Consider the following 18,181-nt stretch of genomic DNA (forward strand, 5'->3'; position numbering starts at 1 on the left):
ACTAAATTAGTGGTGCATTTAATTAATTAATACAAAAGATGGATTTCAATAAAGCAACTGAGTTTATTCAATCAAAAGCAGCTAAATCTTCAGAGCCATTAGGAAATAAAATCAAATTTACTTTTCCCGAAGGCGTTATACATGTTGATGGTGATCAGCAGCCAATGGAAGTTACTAATGAAGATAAGGAAGCAGATTGTAACATTAAAATGAAACTAAATGATTTTGAGAAGCTGATTACAGGGAATTTAAACCCGATGATGGCAGTAATGAGTGGAAAAATCAAGATCGATGGAAATATGGGAGTAGCAATGAAGCTGACCCAATTAGTAAACTAATCAAAAGCCACCATTATTTGGTGGCTTTGTTATTAAAAAAGGTTTCTATTCCGTCTTTTTCAAGTTTGCAGTTATACCATTCGGTTTCAATATTAGCCCCGAGCTTTTTATAAAATTCTATTGCCGGAGTGTTCCAGTCTAATACCTGCCACATCATTTGATTAACGCCTAATTGCTGCCCCTTTTCAACATAAGCATTGAAAAGCTTCAACCCATGACCTTCTCCACGACGTTTTTCGGTCACGATTAAATCTTCAAGATATAAACATCGGCCTTTCCAAGTACTATATCTGATGTAGTGAATAACGATGCCTATTATTTTGTTTATCGACGTGTCTTCAGCAACAATTAATCCAAATGACGGATTATCACCGAAACCGTCTTTTATCATTTCTTCGATCGAGTTATCGACCTCATGGGGAGCTTTTTCGTAAACTGCTAATTCATTTACCAATTCGAATACCTGAGGGATATCTTCTATTTTGCCATCTCTGATTTCTACCATCCTTAATGTTAATTAAAATACCGGAAAACATAAAAAGCAGGTTTCTTATTAATACAACTAATTTTTTACAATCAAAATATTATTGCTTCCCTTGGTGGTATGGCCATACTTTATATTAAATGGTCTGATTTAACAAAAATTTAATCTAAAAAAATTTTTAATTATGTTATGCATGCATAATAAAATTTTATATATTTGAAGACTATTGAAATTAACCCCCATGAAGAAAACTGATAGTGTAGATTACTACATTAAGACTGCCTGGCATGCGATTGCTCGTATGTATAACCATCAGGCGGTAAAGGAAGACATCACGACGTCGATCGGATTCGTATTGTTGAATATAGACACAGAAAAAGGAACACCTGCAACCAAAATCGCTCCTTTGATGGGTCTTGAATCCCGAAGCCTCACCCGAATGCTTAAAAGCATGGAGGAAAAAGGATTGATAGAAAGAGTTCCGGACGAGCATGACAAGCGTTCTGTAAGAATAGTTTTAACACCTTTAGGACAGGAAAAAAGGAAGTGTCAAAAAGGGTAGTGAAAGCGTTCAATTATGCAGTTTACGATGAGGTCGCTCCCGAGAAACTGGAAGTTTTTATCGAAGTAATGCAACAAATACTAACGATCATAGAAGAAAACAACATTTACAAAGAAACAAACTCCCATTAAAAACATGAAGAACAGATCAATTAAGAAAGTAGCTGTACTTGGATCAGGTATTATGGGATCCAGAATCGCATGCCACTTTGCTAACATCGGTGTCGAGGTAGTACTTTTGGACATCGTTCCCAGAGAACTGACGGAAAAGGAAAAAGCCAAAGGCCTTACATTAGAAGACAAAGCTGTAAGAAACAGAATAGTTAACGAGGCTTTTCAGACTGCTGTTAAGTCAAAGCCTGCTCCGTTGTATGACAAAAAGGATGCGTCCAAAGTTACTTTAGGTAATTTGTCTGACGACATGAAATTGATCAGTGAATGTGACTGGACAATTGAGGTAGTCGTAGAAAACCTGGATATCAAGAAAAAAGTATTTGATCAGGTAGAAGAGTACCGTAAGCCAGGCACACTGATCTCCAGTAACACTTCAGGAATCCCTATTCACCTGATGCTAGACGGAAGGTCAGATGATTTTAAAAAGCACTTTTGCGGTACACACTTTTTCAACCCTCCAAGATATTTAAGACTACTGGAAATCATTCCTACTCCTGAAACTGATCAGGATATCATCGATTTCTTTATGCATTATGGAGATCTTTATTTAGGAAAGACAACAGTATTATGTAAAGATACTCCGGCTTTTATTGCAAACCGTATTGGTATTTATGCAATGATGTCAGCAATGCATACTGTTGAGGAGATGGGTCTTAAAGTGGGTGAAGTTGACAAGCTTACGGGGACACTTGTTGGTCGTCCGAAATCGGCAACCTTCCGTACAATGGATGTTGTTGGTTTGGATACTACAGTTAATGTAGCTAACAATCTTTATGAAGGTCTTCCAAATGATGAGAGTCGCGATACATTTAAGCTCCCTAATATTGTAAAGGAATTATATGATCGTAAATGGTGGGGAGATAAAACAAAACAAGGATATTATAAAAAGACTAAGGATGAAAATGGTAAAAGATTAATCCTTGAAGTCGATTTTGATACATATGAATACGTTGAAGGTTCTAAGCCATCTTATTCATCAACCAAAAAAGCAAAAGAAATAGACGACCTAAAAGAACGTCTAAAATTTTTGCACAATGCTAAGGACGAAGCCGGGGAATTTTACAGGAAAACATCTTATGACGCATTCAAATATTGTTCAAATCGAATTCCGGAAATAGCAGACGAGCTTTATAAAATTGATCAAGCCGTTTGTGCTGGATTCGGTTGGGAATTAGGTCCATTTGAAATGTGGGATGCGATCGGAGTTAAAGATGTTATCTCACAAATGGAAGAAATGTCAATGAAACCTGCTCAGTGGGTTTATGACATGGTTGAAGCCGGAAACGAGTCTTTCTACAAATCAGAAAACGGACAAAAGCTTTTTTATGACATCGACTCAAAGTCATATAAAGTTATTCCTGGAACTGAAGAACTTATTCTACTAGATAGCTTTAAAGGCAACAATGTAGTATGGGAAAATGATGGAGCAACATTATATGATATAGGAGATGATGTTCTTTGTCTAGAGTTCCATACTAAGATGAATGCTATTGGCGGTGAAGTAATTGAAGGAATTAATACTGCAATTGCTAAAGCTGAAGCGGATTATAAAGGTTTAGTTATTGGTAATGAAGGTCAAAACTTCTCAGCTGGTGCTAACCTTGCAATGTTATTCATGTTCGCGACAGATCAGGAGTATGATGAGATTAACTTGATGATCTCACAATTCCAGAAAACGATGATGAGAGTTCGTTACTCATCAATTCCAGTAGTTGCTGCAACTTCAGGAATGGCATTAGGAGGAGGATGTGAGCTTTCACTTCACTCAGACGTGATCCAGGCACATGCTGAAACTTATATGGGTCTTGTAGAGTTTGGAGTAGGATTAATTCCTGCCGGTGGAGGAACCAAAGAAATGGTTCTCAGAACTTCTGACTTATATGAAAAAGGCGATGTGGAGCTTAATAAACTACAGGAGTCATTTATGAATATTGCTACGGCAAAAGTAAGTACTTCTGCAAAAGAGGCTGAATACCTGAATTACATTCAGACTAAAGACGCTTATACATATAACAGATCACGATTGCTGGCTGATGCGAAAGACAAAGTTCTTGAAATGCACGATGCTGGTTATGTAATGCCGGTTAAACGAGAGGACATTAAAGTACATGGTAAAACTGCCATGGCAATGTTCGAAGCGGGAATCACTGGTATGCTTTACGGAAATTATATCTCTGAGCACGATGCAAAAATCGCACGAAAACTCGGATATGTAATGAGTGGCGGAGATTTGTCTTCTCCGACAACTGTATCAGAAGATTATTTATTAGAGCTTGAAAGAGAAGCTTTCTTAAGCCTGACAGCTGAAAGAAAAACGCTCGAAAGAATTCAAAGCTTGTTGTTCAAAGGGAAACCTTTAAGAAATTAATAATCGTTTAATTAATCAGTAAAAGACAAAACTAACATGGAAGCATATATAGTAAAAGGATATAGAACAGCAGTGGGTAAAGCCGGTAAGGGAAGTCTGAGATTTACCAGACCTGATGATTATGCTGCTGAAGTGATCAAGCACCTGGTTTCTCAGGTTCCTAATCTTGATCCAAGCAAAGTTGATGATCTGTTTGTGGGCTGTGCAGTACCGGAAGCAGAACAGGGGATGCAGATCGGAAGAATGATTTCTCTTCTTTCTCTCCCTCAAAATGTTCCTGGATGTACTGTAAACCGTTACTGTGGATCAGGAGTTGAAACTATTTCAATGGCTGCAGCAAAAATCAAAGCGGGAATGGCAGATTGTATCATCGCTGGTGGTACTGAGTCAATGTCTATGGTACCAATGATGGGCTATAAAACGGCATTAAACTACAAAATAGCCTCTCAGACTCCGGAATATTATTTAAGTATGGGTATTACCGCTGAGGAGGTAGCTTCAGACTATAATATTTCAAGGGAAGATGCAGATGAGTTTTCTTATAACTCACACATGCGAGCTCTTAATGCTATAGAAAAAGGACATTTTAAAGATCAGATCGTTCCGATCAAAGTAGAGGAAACTTATCTGGACGGAGATAAAAAGAAAACAAGAGAGTTTGTTCACGATACTGATGAAGGTCCAAGAGAAGGGACTTCTGTAGAGGCTCTAAGCGGTTTAAGGCCTGTATTTAAAGCAAATGGAGTCGTAACAGCTGGTAATTCATCTCAAACATCTGACGGAGCAGCCTTCGTTATGGTGATGAGTGAACGAATGGTCAAAGAACTGAATATCGAGCCGATTGCAAGAATGGTTACTTATGCGACAGCAGGAGTAGACCCACGTATTATGGGTATCGGACCTGTGGAAGCAGTGCCAAAGGCTCTTAAGATGGCAGGACTCAAGAAAGACGACATAGATCTTATTGAGTTAAATGAAGCGTTTGCTACTCAATCGCTTGCAGTAATCAGAGACCTTGACCTTGATATGGATAAGGTAAATGTGAATGGTGGAGCAATAGCGCTTGGGCACCCATTAGGATGTACAGGAGCGAAATTATCTGTTCAATTATTCAACGAATTACAAAGAAGAAATAAAAAATACGGAATGGTTACAGCTTGTGTCGGTGGAGGCCAGGGTGTAGCAGGTATTTACGAAATGTTATAACCCAAAAAAACACTATTATGTCTACAACAACAGAAAAAAGAGAAGCAATTAAGGGAGGCGAGTTTCTTATTAAAGAAACAAAGGCACAAGATATATTTACTCCCGAAGAATTCAGCGAAGAGCAAAAGATGATGGCTGCTGCTACTCGTGATTTTTATGAGCATGAGGTTGCACCAAGAATGGAAAAGCTTGAAAAAGGCGAATACGAGCTTGGAGCTGAATTATTGAAAAAAGCAGGAGAGCTTGGATTATTGGGAATTACTATTCCTGAAGAATACGGTGGATTAGGTATGAGTTTTAATACATCAATGCTAATTGCTGATGTATTGGGAGCCAGCGGATCCTTCTCAACAACATATGGTGCGCATACAGGTATTGGTACTCTTCCAATATTATACTATGGTACTGAAGAACAAAAACAAAAATATTTACCGAAGCTTTCTACCGGTGAGTGGATTGGGTGTTACTGTCTGACAGAACCTGATGCAGGTTCTGATGCAAACAGCGGAAAAACTAAAGCTGTTCTTTCTGATGATGGAAAACATTATAGCATCACTGGCCAGAAAATGTGGATATCTAATGGTGGTTATGCTGACCTTCTAATTGTTTTCGCTAAGATCGAAGATGATAAAAACTTAACAGCGTTTATAGTTGAGCGTACCTGGGATGGTATCTCAATGAATGACGAAGAAGTGAAGCTTGGTATAAAAGGGTCATCAACAAGACAGGTATTCTTTAATGATGTGAAAGTACCTGTTGAGAATATGCTTTCAGAGCGAGGAAATGGGTTCAAAATTGCAGTGAACATTTTGAACATTGGTCGTATTAAGCTAGGAGTTGGTGGAATAGGTGGAATGAAAGAAACTGCCAACCTTGCTACCCAATATGCAAATGACAGAAAGCAGTTCGGTACAAGCATTGGTAACTTTGGAGCTATACAGCATAAACTGGCCAATATGGCATCGATGATTTATGCAACTGAATCATTGAACTACCGTGCCGGTCAGGATATCGAAGATCAGATGAATGCTCTTAAAGATGGTGGCATGGAAGACGCCGAGGCAAAGCTTAAAGGTATTGAGCAATTTGCTATCGAGTGTGCCATCTCCAAAGTTCATGGCTCTGAAGTTCTTGATTACTGTGTAGACGAAGGTGTTCAGATCTACGGAGGTATGGGATTCTCTGAAGATGCTCCGATGGCCCGGGCATACAGGGATGCAAGAATTACCAGAATTTATGAGGGTACCAATGAGATCAACAGAATGTTGATGGTAGGGATGTTATTGAAAAGAGCTATGAAAGGTGAGATCAATTTGATGGAACCTGCAATGGCCATTTCTAAAGAGCTTACCGGAATTCCTGATTTCAATGTAGACTATGGCGATAGCTACTTTGGCAAGGAGTACCACGTTCTTAAAAACCTAAAGAAAGTATTCTTGATGGTTGGTGGTAAAGCAGCCCAGACTTTCATGAATAAGATCGATGAAGAGCAGGAAATCCTAATGAATCTTGCCGATGTCATGATCGAGGTTTATGCAGCTGAATCTGCGTTATTAAGAACCGAGAAGCTTATCAACACTTTAGGTGAAGAAGCTGCTCAATTCCAGATCAACATGAGTAGATTATATCTTGCATTGGCAATCGATAAGATCAAAACTGCAGGACATGAAGCGATCTGTTCATTTGTTTCAGGTGACGAACAAAAGGTAATGCTAATGGGTCTGAAGAGATTTACTAAAGCTGATCCGATAAATTATAAAGAAGTAAGAAGAGCAATAGCCGGGGAAGTGTTAAAGTCTAACAAACTTCCTTTCTAAAGATAACTGTTTTTAATTGCATGTTTCTTTAAAAGAAACTATGTGCTCCCAATGACAGCCACCAAATAGGTGGCTGTTTTGTTTTGAGCTGAATTATATTTTGTAAATTAGAATCATGAATTCAATGTCTATAAAAAGTTACCTCAAATTTTTTCTTCTTGCTTCAGTCGTGATCATTTCACAGTCGTGTAAAGATGATGAAGAAACTCCCGAAACCACCCTGGATTATTTTCCTTTGGATGTTGGAAATTATTGGGTTTATGGAGAAGATCTGAATAGCGATCAAACGATTAGTGATGAAGAAAAATTGACCAATACAGTAATAAAGTCAGATCATGTTTTAGATGGAAATTCATATTCCATGATTGAAACAACAGATAATTCAGGCAACCGAATAGATACACTGTATGCCAGAAAGCAGGGAGCTGATTACATCATATATGCCGAGGATTTTCTACAGTTTTCTGCTGATATTTCTCAGGCAGAAAGTGAAGTGACTTTATTGATGTCGGACAAAAATGTTGGTGAGACGTGGAACTATAATTTTGTCCTCAATAGCATTGAGTTTGATGGCCAATTAATTGAAGGTATTGAATTAGATGTAGAAGTAATATTTGAAATGGTTGAAAAAGGAATAAGTCTAACTACTGAAGCAGGGACCTTTGATGAAGTAATAGCAGTGGAACAGACGATTAACCTACCTTTTTTATTCGATGAATTTGAAAGCTTACTACCTGTTACCCGGTTTTACTTTGCACCTGAAGTCGGAATAATTTTGACTGAAACGGAAATAGTGGTAAATGAAGATACAGGAGAGACCGAAACCTCACAAAATGAATTGATTGAATATTCGTTAAATTAAAAAAATGCTTATTTAATTGAGCCAGCCATTTTTCCTGACAATTTCCCAAACAGCAATTCCTGTAGCGACAGAAACATTGAAAGAATGTTTTGAACCAAATTGAGGGATTTCCACAACAATGTCTGCTTCAGAAATAACATCATCTGATACACCAAAGACTTCATTACCGATGACAAGGGCTATTTTCTCATTATTATCTGGTAACTTATCCAGCATCGTACTTTTATCGGCTTGTTCAAGAGCATAAACTTTATAGCCATCGTCTTTTAATTCTTTAATTACATCAGAGACATTTTCTTCATGTTGCCAGGTGACTGTTTCTGTTGCTCCAAGAGCAGTTTTTTGTATTTCCCTGTGTGGGGGTTTGGCTGTAATGCCACAAAGAAATAATTTTTCAAGCCTGAAAGCATCCGCAGTTCTAAAGCATGATCCGACATTATTCATGCTCCTGATATTATCCAGAACTAAAACTAGCGGAAATTTTTCTGCCTTTTCAAACTCATCCGGAGACAATCTGTTTAGCTCTTGTGTCTTTAACTTTCGCATAAATTTAAATACCTGGCTATATAGTCGTTAATTATTTTTATTTTTGATGTTTGAGTAAGCAAAACTACAACATCCTAATTTAATTGAGAAGGTATGGCAGGTAAAAGCGCTGGGAAAGAAACTCCCTTAATGAAGCAATATAACCAGATTAAAGCCAAGTATCCTGGGGCAATGCTTTTATTCAGAGTTGGGGACTTTTATGAGACATTTGGAGAAGATGCAGTTACTGCTGCAAAAGTACTGGATATAGTTTTGACCAAACGGTCAAACGGTGCCGCAGCTAAAATTGAATTAGCGGGATTTCCTCATCATGCATTAGATTCTTACCTTCCAAAATTAGTTAGATCAGGGCATAGGGTGGCAATATGCGATCAGCTTGAAGATCCAAAATCTGTAAAAGGAATTGTAAAACGAGGGGTAACAGAGCTTGTGACACCAGGGTTGTCATTTAATGATAATGTACTCGACAGATCTAAGAATAATTTTCTGGCATCTATTCACGTTAATAAAGATTCATGGGGGGTAGCTTTTCTGGACCTTTCCACAGGAGAGTTTCTTACAACCCAGGGAAATAAGCAGTATGCCGAAAAACTGATTCAGGGTTTTGCTCCGGCCGAGATTATATACAATAAGGCTCAGCGGAAGAACTTCGATCAGGGTTTCTCTGAACGGTATAATACGTACACTCTCGAAGACTGGGTATATCAATATGACTTTACCTATGAAAAGCTTACCAATCATTTTAAGACTAATTCGTTAAAGGGATTCGGAGTTGAGGAGATGGAGCACGGTATAGTTGCTGCCGGATCCATTTTGCAATATCTCGAAGATACTGAGCATAAGGATCTGGCACATATTTCTGCAATTTCAAGGATTGAAGAAGAGAAGTATGTCTGGTTGGATAGATTTACAATACGAAACCTAGAATTAATTGCACCACAACAACCTGGCGGAGTACCCTTAATTGATATACTTGATAAAACTGTTTCCCCGATGGGAGCCAGATTATTAAAAAAATGGCTCGTTTTACCGTTAAAAGATGAGTATTTAATAAAGCAAAGATTAAACCGGGTTGAGCTATTGGTCAAAGATGAAAAGCTCAGAGAAGGAGTTATTTCCCATTTAAAAAACATCAATGATCTTGAAAGATTAATCTCAAAAGTTGCTGTTGCGCGTATCAATCCACGTGAAATGGTACAGCTTAGAAAATCCATTGAGAATACTCAACCGATAATTTCTTTACTTGAGGCAAGTGGGGAGACTGAATTACAAAAAATTGCTGAAAGATTAAGCCCATGTGAGACACTTCTTGAGAAGATTACGACCGAATTGGCAGATGATCCGCCTTTAAATTCCACGCAGGGCAATGTAATTAAAGAAGGTGTTGACGAAAGGCTGGATGAATTGCGAAAAATTGCTTTTTCTGGAAAGGACTATCTTGCTCAGATCCAGCAACGTGAGATGGAAAGAACCGGTATTCCATCTTTAAAAATTGCCTATAACAAAGTATTTGGATATTACCTGGAGGTAACAAATACCCATAAGGATAAAGTTCCACCAGAATGGATCCGAAAACAGACCCTTGTTAATTCTGAAAGATACATAACGGAAGAACTCAAGGAGTATGAAGATAAAATTTTAAACGCGGAAGATGAGCTTCATGTAATAGAGCACAATCTATACAATGAGTTGATCAGGACTGCGGCAGAATATGTTGCCCAGATTCAGGAAAACGCAAGAGTACTTGCTATGCTTGACTGCCTGGCTTCTTATGCCTACCTGGCTTTAAAAGAGAAGTATGTAAAGCCTGAGATCATGGACCACAGAAATATTGATATTAAAGAGGGTCGTCACCCGGTAATTGAAAAACAATTACCAATAGGTGAGGAATATGTTCCGAATGATGTTTACCTGGATGATAGTGACAATAAGATATTAATTATTACAGGACCTAACATGGCCGGTAAATCCGCATTGTTGAGGCAGACAGCTCTGATAGTCATTATGTCACAAATCGGGTGCTTTGTTCCTGCCAAAACAGCTGAAATAGGAATCGTCGATAAAATATTTACCAGGGTAGGGGCATCGGATAACTTGTCTCAGGGAGAATCAACTTTCATGGTTGAAATGACCGAGACTGCAAGCATATTAAATAACCTTAGTGATCGCTCGCTTGTATTAATGGATGAAATCGGACGGGGCACGAGTACGTATGATGGCATATCAATAGCATGGTCTATAGTAGAATATCTTCATAATAATGACCTGCCGGTTAAAACTTTATTTGCCACTCATTATCACGAACTAAATCAATTAGCTGATGATTTTGGCGGGATTAAGAATTTTAATGTTAGCGTAAAAGAAGTTGGCAACAAGATCATATTTATGCGAAAATTAAAAGAGGGAGGAAGTGAACACAGTTTTGGTATTCATGTTGCGCAACTAGCAGGTATGCCAAACCAGGTTGTTTTAAGGGCTCACGAAATTCTTCAGCATTTAGAAAAGGACAAACTGAGTAAAAACGAAAAAGAAAAAATCGCTTCTGTTCCAAAAAATAATTTTCAGTTAAGCATGTTTGAAGCAGATCCGGCCTTTGAAGAAGTAAAAGGTTTGATAGATGGATTAGATATAAATACGATCTCTCCGGTAGAAGCCCTGCTGAAACTCAATGAGATAAAGATGATGATGAAAAAAGACTGATATTTTTCATTAAAAATTTATCCCAAGGTATTGAAAAATACATATCGTGTATTATATTTGCAGTCCCTTTCAAACGGTAAGGGAATTACAAGCGAAAGTAGCTCAGCTGGTAGAGCACGACCTTGCCAAGGTCGGGGTCGCGGGTTCGAATCCCGTCTTTCGCTCAAAATAGCACTTCGATTGAGAGATACTTCTCTCAATTTTTTTTTCTACCGTATTAACAGACTAGGAATCTAGTCTATGCCGGAGTGGTGGAATTGGTAGACACGCAAGACTTAAAATCTTGTGGCCTTCTTGGCCGTGCGGGTTCAAGTCCCGCCTCTGGTACCAAAAGCTCTCAGAAATGAGGGCTTTTGTTTTTTCCACTCATCTAGTTTATCTACCATTTAAATATTATTCAAACACTCTGACCGTATTCTTGGTTATTTTTGTTATTGCAATCAAATTAGAATCACAATGTATAAATCATTATCAACCAAACAGGCTTTAATGGCCTTTTTGATACTTTTTTCGTGGTCTACTTTTGCCCAGACCAAATTAATCGAAAAAGTGGAAAAGAAAGACGGAGAGCTAACCATTCCATACTCGAAATACAAGCTTGAAAATGGATTAACTCTAATTGTACATGAAGATCATTCTGATCCTTTAGTTCATGTTGATGTTACATACCATGTAGGATCAGCAAGAGAGGAAATCAAAAAATCAGGTTTCGCTCACTTCTTTGAGCACATGATGTTTCAGGGATCTGAAAATGTAGCTGACGAAGAGCACTTCAAAATTGTTACTGAATCAGGAGGTACTTTAAATGGTACGACTAACCGTGACAGAACAAATTATTTTGAAACTGTACCAAGTAATCAGCTCGAAACTATGCTTTGGCTTGAAGCTGACAGGATGGGGTACTTACTTCCTGCAGTAACACAAAAGAAATTTGAAGTTCAGCGTGAAACTGTAAAAAACGAAAAGCAACAACGATACGATAATTCTCCTTACGGACTTTTCAGAGAGTTACAAGCAGAGTCACTCTACCCATATGGCCACCCATATAGCTGGTTAACTATTGGTAAATTAGAAGATCTTGACAGAGTTGATGTTGAAGACCTGAAAAAATTCTTCCTTAGATGGTACGGTCCTAACAATGCTGTTTTAACAGTAGGTGGAGATGTTGATACTAAAGAAGTAGTAAAAATGGCCGAAAAATATTTCGGAACCATCCCAACTGGTCCTGAAGTTGACGATCTTGAAATCGAACCTATTTCAGTTGATGAAGACCGTTATGTTCACTACGAAGATAAGAATATTCGTTTCCCTGCTTTAATCGTAACTTTCCCAACAGTTCCTGCTTATCACGAAGATGAGCCGGCGCTTGATTATTTAGGACAGCTATTCGGAACAGGAAAAAAATCATTCTTTTATAAAGAATTTGTAAAAACTCAAAAAGCTATTCAGGGTAGCGCATTTCATAATTCTTCTGAATTAGCAGGTGAAATGACATTCTTTGTTTTACCTTACCCTGGTAGAAGTCTATCTGATTTTGAGACTGAAATGAGAAAGATAATCTTCGAAAGCTTCGAAGAAAAAGGAGTTTCAGATGAGGATATTGAGAAAATCAGAGCGTCTTATGAGAGTAGTTTCATCAATGGTCTGACTTCTGTAAGAGGTAAAGTAAGCAGACTTGCAGCGTATGAAACTTTTGCTGATGATGCTGATTATATAGGAAAAGACCTTCAAAGATATCTTGACGTTACTAAGGAAGATGTAATGCGTGTTTATAATAAATACATTAAAGGAAAGAATGCTGTTTATTTAAGCGTTGTTCCTGATGCAAATACACCTCCTGCTCAAGCGAATAATTATGAGCCTAAAACTGAAGGAGATAATCCATATCCAACTACTGATTATTCAAAGATAAGTGCGAGAACTCCTGAGAAAGATTCTTTCGACAGAAGTGAACAACCTGAAAGCGGAAAAGCTCCATTAGTACCAGTACCAAATTTCTGGACTTCGAAAATGGATAATGGTATCAAAATGATCGGTACCAAAAGTGATGAAGTTCCAACAGTGGCTATTCTTATTGAAATTGAAGGTGGCGCAAGAATGGAATCTAAAATGCAGGATAAAGCAGGTGTTGCTCAATTAACAGCTTCTTTAATGAATGAATCTACTGAGAACTATACTGCTGAAGAAATTCAGGAAGAATTAAGAAAGTTAGGTTCTTCTGTTAGTGTTAGTGCAGGATCAAGCTCTTCTCAGATGACTATCCAAACATTGAGTAAAAACCTGGATAAAACGCTAGAGCTTGCTGAAGAGATTCTTTACAGACCAAAGTTTACTCAGGAAGAATTTGAACGATTGAAGAAACAGCAATTTGAAGGGGTAATGGCTTCATTAAAAGACCCTTCATCAATAGCAAGCAACATATTTGACAGACTACTTTACGGAGAAGGTCATATATATTCTCTTCCTTCTTCAGGTAATATTGCTACTTTACAAAATATTACTCTGGAAGATGTGAAGGCATTCTACGAAAAGAATTATTCTGCAGGATTGGCTTCAATTACAGTTGTTGGTGATGTAGAGAAAAAAGAAGCATTAGAAAGTCTTTCTTTCTTAAAAGACTGGAAGAATACTGGTGTAGAAGTTCCTGAATTGCCGGCTACTCCTGATATTGACAAAACAACAGTTTACTTTGTTGACAAAGAAGGAGCTCCTCAAAGTCAGATCCGAGTTGGTTATGTAAGTGACCTCAAGTACGATGTTACAGGCCCTTATTTCAAGACTACCTTGATGAACTACCCACTAGGTGGAGCTTTTAATTCCAGAATAAACCTCAATTTGAGAGAAGATAAAGGCTGGACTTATGGAGCGAGATCTTACTTCTCAGCATCTGATGTACCAGGTCCGTTTACTGTTTCTGCCGGTATTAAAGGTAATGCTACTGATAGTGCACTTGTTGAAATCATGAAGGAGTTAAAAGATTACGCAGACAACGGTATTACGAAAGAAGAATTGGCTTTTATGAAAAAGTCAGTTGCACAGCGTGATGCATTGAAGTATGAAACTCCTTTCCAAAAGGCAGGATATTTAAGCCGAATTCAGGAGTATGATCTTCCAAAAGATTATGTAAAGCAGCAAGCTAAGATCATTAGTGATGTTACAGCTGCGGAGCTTAACACCCTTGCTAAAAAATATATTCCATATGACAAATTAACAGTTGTTGTTGTTGGAGACAAGGCAAGCTTAATGGATAAGATAAAAGATCTTGGTTATAATGTTGTAGAGTGGAATCCTGAAAAGAAGGAAGCTGATTCTGGAACAGAATAATTGAAATAGATTTTGATATAACAGGCATCTCCTTTAAGAGATGCCTGTTTTTTTTAGGTTAATTCTTGTTAAAAGAGCATATTCCAGGTGCTTTTAAAAAGGATAATAAAGAATTATGAAGAGTATAATTCTCAATCTTTTATATCTTTGTTACTTTCTAAATTGGATGATCAGAAATTATGGAAGAAAATCAAAATGCCATAAATCAAGATAGGATTCAGGAACACCAGGAAAAAATCCAGAGAGTGTTTTCTGAGGTTAATAAAGTTGTCGTTGGCCAACATAAAATGGTCAATAGATTATTGATCGGATTATTTACAAACGGACATATTCTTTTGGAAGGTGTGCCCGGTCTAGCGAAAACTTTAACCATTAGTACATTAGCTAATGTTCTACATTTAGATTTTAAGCGGATCCAGTTTACACCGGACCTTCTTCCTGCTGACCTTATTGGTACAATGATTTACAATCAGCAGAAGGCAGAGTTTGAAACTAAGAAAGGGCCGATCTTTGCTAATATTATTTTAGCAGATGAGATCAACCGTTCTCCAGCGAAAGTACAGTCAGCATTACTGGAGTCAATGCAGGAGAAGCAGGTTACGATAGGTGAAAACACCTATAAGCTTGACAGGCCATTCCTTGTTATGGCTACTCAAAACCCGGTAGACCAGGAAGGAACTTACCCTCTTCCGGAAGCACAGGTCGATAGGTTTATGCTGAAGGTTTATGTTGATTATCCTAGTAAGGAAGACGAATTGGAAATCATGAAGAGAATGTCTAACCTTCAATTCAATCAAACGGTAGAAACAGTTCTAACGAAAGAGGAAATTTTTCAGATAAGAGAAGAAGTTAATTCTGTATCTATTTCTGAAGAACTTGAAAAATATATAATTGAATTAGTATTCGCTACAAGGAGGCCTGCTGAGTATAACATGCCTGATGTAGCTAATTATGTTCAGTTTGGGGTATCACCAAGAGCAAGTATAAACTTAAACCTGGCGGCGAAGGCAGTTGCTTTCTTTAATCAGAGAGATTATGTTCTTCCTGAAGACATAAAGGAAGTAGCTCATGATGTACTTAGTCACAGAATCTTGTTGAATTATGAAGCGGAAGCTGATAATGTCTCAACGCAGGATATTATTGATATTGTACTGGATAAAGTTCCGATTAATTAGTTAGTACTTTATATAAAAAAATAAAGGCTATCTGAATGATAGCCTTTTTTTATGGAAAGCTAATAACCTCGACTCTTACTTTTAATAAGCCTGCTCTAATTAATCCAATCTTTTCTGCAGCAACTCTTGAAATATCAACTACTCTTCCTTTAACCCACGGGCCTCTATCATTGACAGTGACATTTACACTTTCTCCTGTTTTCAGGTTTGTAACTTTTAAAACTGTTCCAAAGGGATGTTTTGGATGAGCAGCAGTTAATTTTTTAGGGTCGTACTTAGCTCCGGATGCTGTTGACCTGCCGGTAAATTTATCGTGATAATAAGAAGCAATACCTTCTTCAGTGTGCTTTGAAAAATCAGAATCCTGAGCTGTTACTTCGTTAGATAAAAACAGGAACAGGCCTGATATTATCAGAATAAAGAGGTTATTTTTTTTCATAAAATGCTTTTTTACCGCGATCAAGAAAGTCTATAAAGTTCTCAACATCTTTATCGTATCCTACAGGAGGTACCAATGCATGTTGATCTGTATCCAGAAGAATATAGTTTGGCTGAGCATTGTTATTGGCACGCTGAATCTGGATATCTGCATTTTGTTTACCGAGTGTTTTCTTAACCTTATCATCAAATGCGGAAATATACCATTCTTCTTTATCCAGCTCTGTTTTATCATCAACGTATAGTGCAAGAAGAATATAATCTTCTTTTAGCCTTTCCAGTACTCTGGGATCTGACCATACCACAGCTTCCATTTCACGGCAATTGGTACATCCATGACCAGTAAAATCGATGAAAATCGGTTTGTTTTCTCTTCTGGATGCAGCAAGAGCTTGCTCATAATCGAAATAACCATCTAAGCCATGAGGCAAATGAAGGAAGTCTGAATATTTTACGTTAGCATCAGGGCCTGTTTCTTCTTCTCCTTTTATCATGCCCACTAAATTAAAATCATGTGTGTGCATAGGAGGTAAATATCCTGCTAGTGCTTTTAATGGTGCACCAAACATCCCCGGAATCAGGTAAATAACAAACCAGAACGTAACGATGGAAAATAAAAATCTTCCCACACCAATTTTATCCATTGGACTATCATGTGGTAACCGAATTTTCCCCAGGAGATAAAAGCCCATTAAGGTAAAAATCACGATCCAGATGCCAAGGTAAATTTCTCTGTCTAATAATCCCCAGTGAAAAGCCTGATCTGCAACACTTAAAAATTTAAAAGCCAGTGCTAATTCAATAAAACCAAGTACAACTTTTACAGAGTTTAACCACCCTCCTGACTTAGGGAGTGAACTTAACCAGTTAGGAAATATTGCAAAAAGGGTAAAAGGTATAGCGAAAGCTAATCCAAAAGCAAACATTCCGGCAATCGGCTTAATGCCAATTTCTCCGGCAGACTCAACCAATAGAGAACCAACTATCGGGCCTGTACATGAAAATGAAACTAAAGCGAGAGTAAAAGCCATGAAAAACGGACCAAGAAATCCTCCCTTGTCTGCTTTCTTATCCATGACATTAACCAGGCTTGACGGTAGTACAATATCGAATGCTCCAAAAAATGATATTGCAAAAACTAAAAACACCAGGAAAAAGATAACATTTGGAAGCCATTCTGTCGCCAGATGGTTTGCTGTCTCAGGTCCCATAAATGGAGAAAGTGCTGCACCTATAACTGTGTATATTGCTACAATCGAAATACCATATATCATTGCATCACGGATAGCTTTTGACTTACTGCCTTTGCCAGTGAAAAATGAAACCGTCATTGGAATCATTGGGAATACACATGGAGTAAGTAAGGCTACTAATCCACTTAAAAACGCGACGACCATAAACAAAAGAAGGCCTTTATTTTCCTGCTCTGGCTTTACATCATCTGTAAAGAAAGACGGAAAATCTTTTACGTATAAGCCATCTCTTTCCCCAACTATGAATGATTGGTCAATACCGACATTTTCTTCGTTGACCGGCTGGGTTATTTCATATTTTTGTGGCTGAGATTCATTAATCTCATCATCACCTGTAGATTGTGCAATATTGCCTTCAGATTGCTCATTAATGCCTTCACTTATATTATCTGATTTATCTTCAGTTTTTCCAGTTACATTAACCGACAGGTTAAAATCCTCTGTCACCAATATGCATTGACCAGTTTCATCGGAGCATACCTGGCCATCTATACTACCGGTTATTGACTCAACGGTCGATGATATTTTGACCGTCTGTTCAAACTCTCCCTTGCCCTTAAAGTACTTTACCTCGCATCCAAAGATCTCATCCATTTTTGACTTGGGATCAAGAGCTTTTAATGGTCCTACAGCCTCGTATGATTCTGAATCAGTCAGGCTAACAGTAGCGACTACCGGACCACAATCAGGATCAAAATCTGAAGAATATAAGTACCAACCGGCATCTATATTAGCCGTAAACTTTAGTGTTACCGTCTCGCCAACATTTACGTTTTTGTTGTCAATTGAAACGTTCCATTTGGCTGGCTGGATAATTTGCGCATTTGCTGATAAAGAGCTTAATAATATCAGGGCAAAAGCAATAGCAATATTTTTCATGTACACTTTTTAAAACCGGGTTTTAATAGTTCAGGGTGCCTAATGTAAGCACCCTG

At 37.8% G+C, this 18,181-nt stretch carries 14 protein-coding genes and 2 tRNA genes; 12 read left to right on the forward strand and 4 right to left on the reverse strand.

The genetic code is table 11. The features are described 5' to 3' along the window. Window positions 1-38 precede the first annotated feature (38 nt). Complete coding sequence (locus DCC35_RS02400) at window positions 39-338, forward strand: SCP2 sterol-binding domain-containing protein (protein WP_137089288.1); 300 nt, start codon at window positions 39-41, stop codon at window positions 336-338. Between the two features lie 13 nt (window positions 339-351). On the opposite strand, the gene DCC35_RS02405 is transcribed toward DCC35_RS02400, so the two are convergent. After that, entirely contained in the window at window positions 352-843 is a 492-nt protein-coding gene (locus DCC35_RS02405) for a GNAT family N-acetyltransferase (protein ID WP_137089289.1), read from the reverse strand. Window positions 844-1,063: 220 nt separating this feature from the next. Here DCC35_RS02405 and DCC35_RS02410 point away from each other — a divergent pair, with 220 nt between their 5' ends. The 6 genes from DCC35_RS02410 to DCC35_RS02430 all read left to right on the forward strand — a co-directional run bounded on the left by DCC35_RS02410 (window position 1,064) and on the right by DCC35_RS02430 (window position 7,810). Further along, a complete protein-coding gene (locus DCC35_RS02410) occupies window positions 1,064-1,384 on the forward strand; it encodes a MarR family winged helix-turn-helix transcriptional regulator (RefSeq protein WP_317128971.1) in 321 nt (106 codons plus the stop codon). Next, window positions 1,384-1,515 carry a hypothetical protein gene (locus DCC35_RS21670; RefSeq protein ID WP_317128972.1) on the forward strand — a complete coding sequence of 44 codons (132 nt, stop codon included), beginning with the start codon at window positions 1,384-1,386 and terminating at the stop codon, window positions 1,513-1,515. The genes DCC35_RS02410 and DCC35_RS21670 overlap by 1 nt, the downstream gene beginning before the upstream one ends. A 4-nt stretch (window positions 1,516-1,519) precedes the next feature. Beyond that, complete coding sequence (locus DCC35_RS02415) at window positions 1,520-3,925, forward strand: 3-hydroxyacyl-CoA dehydrogenase/enoyl-CoA hydratase family protein (protein WP_137089290.1); 2,406 nt, start codon at window positions 1,520-1,522, stop codon at window positions 3,923-3,925. Window positions 3,926-3,961: 36 nt separating this feature from the next. After that, on the forward strand, window positions 3,962-5,131 hold the full coding sequence (locus DCC35_RS02420) for a thiolase family protein (protein ID WP_137089291.1): 1,170 nt from the start codon (window positions 3,962-3,964) through the stop codon (window positions 5,129-5,131). A 17-nt stretch (window positions 5,132-5,148) separates the two neighbouring features. Beyond that, on the forward strand, window positions 5,149-6,948 hold the full coding sequence (locus tag DCC35_RS02425; RefSeq protein ID WP_137089292.1) for an acyl-CoA dehydrogenase family protein: 1,800 nt from the start codon (window positions 5,149-5,151) through the stop codon (window positions 6,946-6,948). Between the two features lie 124 nt (window positions 6,949-7,072). After that, a complete protein-coding gene (locus DCC35_RS02430) occupies window positions 7,073-7,810 on the forward strand; it encodes a hypothetical protein (protein WP_137089293.1) in 738 nt (245 codons plus the stop codon). Window positions 7,811-7,822: 12 nt separating this feature from the next. Here DCC35_RS02430 and DCC35_RS02435 read toward each other — a convergent pair whose 3' ends face one another. Next, entirely contained in the window at window positions 7,823-8,356 is a 534-nt protein-coding gene (locus DCC35_RS02435; protein ID WP_137089294.1) for an RNA methyltransferase, read from the reverse strand. Window positions 8,357-8,449: 93 nt separating this feature from the next. Here DCC35_RS02435 and mutS point away from each other — a divergent pair, with 93 nt between their 5' ends. From mutS to DCC35_RS02460, 5 genes are all read left to right on the forward strand, one after another. Further along, a complete protein-coding gene (gene mutS / locus DCC35_RS02440) occupies window positions 8,450-11,056 on the forward strand; it encodes a DNA mismatch repair protein MutS (protein ID WP_137089295.1) in 2,607 nt (868 codons plus the stop codon). A 91-nt stretch (window positions 11,057-11,147) separates the two neighbouring features. Beyond that, a tRNA-Gly gene (locus DCC35_RS02445) sits at window positions 11,148-11,220 on the forward strand. 78 nt (window positions 11,221-11,298) lie between these two features. Beyond that, a tRNA-Leu gene (locus DCC35_RS02450) sits at window positions 11,299-11,386 on the forward strand. Between the two features lie 126 nt (window positions 11,387-11,512). Further along, window positions 11,513-14,380 (forward strand): M16 family metallopeptidase, encoded by a 2,868-nt coding sequence (locus tag DCC35_RS02455; protein ID WP_246070126.1) that lies wholly within the window; start codon window positions 11,513-11,515, stop codon window positions 14,378-14,380. A 179-nt stretch (window positions 14,381-14,559) separates the two neighbouring features. Then, window positions 14,560-15,555, forward strand: coding sequence for an AAA family ATPase (locus tag DCC35_RS02460; protein ID WP_137089296.1), 996 nt, complete (start codon window positions 14,560-14,562; stop codon window positions 15,553-15,555). Window positions 15,556-15,604: 49 nt separating this feature from the next. On the opposite strand, the gene DCC35_RS02465 is transcribed toward DCC35_RS02460, so the two are convergent. Both DCC35_RS02465 and DCC35_RS02470 read right to left on the reverse strand, forming a co-directional pair. Next, entirely contained in the window at window positions 15,605-15,994 is a 390-nt protein-coding gene (locus tag DCC35_RS02465) for a septal ring lytic transglycosylase RlpA family protein (RefSeq protein ID WP_137089297.1), read from the reverse strand. Next, window positions 15,981-18,125, reverse strand: a complete 2,145-nt coding sequence (locus DCC35_RS02470; protein ID WP_137089298.1) for a protein-disulfide reductase DsbD family protein — start codon at window positions 18,123-18,125, stop codon at window positions 15,981-15,983. Before DCC35_RS02470 ends, DCC35_RS02465 begins: the two co-directional genes overlap by 14 nt. Window positions 18,126-18,181 lie beyond the last annotated feature (56 nt).

Source organism: Mangrovivirga cuniculi (assembly GCF_005166025.1).
Taxonomy (GTDB): domain Bacteria; phylum Bacteroidota; class Bacteroidia; order Cytophagales; family Cyclobacteriaceae; genus Mangrovivirga; species Mangrovivirga cuniculi.

Coding starts and splice junctions, on each gene's coding strand:
- DCC35_RS02400 (WP_137089288.1), top strand. CDS start 39: ATGGATTTCAATAAAGCAACTGAGTTTATTCAATCAAAAGCAGCTAAA.
- DCC35_RS02405 (WP_137089289.1), bottom strand. CDS start 843: ATGGTAGAAATCAGAGATGGCAAAATAGAAGATATCCCTCAGGTATTC.
- DCC35_RS02410 (WP_317128971.1), top strand. CDS start 1,064: ATGAAGAAAACTGATAGTGTAGATTACTACATTAAGACTGCCTGGCAT.
- DCC35_RS02415 (WP_137089290.1), top strand. CDS start 1,520: ATGAAGAACAGATCAATTAAGAAAGTAGCTGTACTTGGATCAGGTATT.
- DCC35_RS02420 (WP_137089291.1), top strand. CDS start 3,962: ATGGAAGCATATATAGTAAAAGGATATAGAACAGCAGTGGGTAAAGCC.
- DCC35_RS02425 (WP_137089292.1), top strand. CDS start 5,149: ATGTCTACAACAACAGAAAAAAGAGAAGCAATTAAGGGAGGCGAGTTT.
- DCC35_RS02430 (WP_137089293.1), top strand. CDS start 7,073: ATGTCTATAAAAAGTTACCTCAAATTTTTTCTTCTTGCTTCAGTCGTG.
- DCC35_RS02435 (WP_137089294.1), bottom strand. CDS start 8,356: ATGCGAAAGTTAAAGACACAAGAGCTAAACAGATTGTCTCCGGATGAG.
- mutS (WP_137089295.1), top strand. CDS start 8,450: ATGGCAGGTAAAAGCGCTGGGAAAGAAACTCCCTTAATGAAGCAATAT.
- DCC35_RS02455 (WP_246070126.1), top strand. CDS start 11,513: ATGTATAAATCATTATCAACCAAACAGGCTTTAATGGCCTTTTTGATA.
- DCC35_RS02460 (WP_137089296.1), top strand. CDS start 14,560: ATGGAAGAAAATCAAAATGCCATAAATCAAGATAGGATTCAGGAACAC.
- DCC35_RS02465 (WP_137089297.1), bottom strand. CDS start 15,994: ATGAAAAAAAATAACCTCTTTATTCTGATAATATCAGGCCTGTTCCTG.
- DCC35_RS02470 (WP_137089298.1), bottom strand. CDS start 18,125: ATGAAAAATATTGCTATTGCTTTTGCCCTGATATTATTAAGCTCTTTA.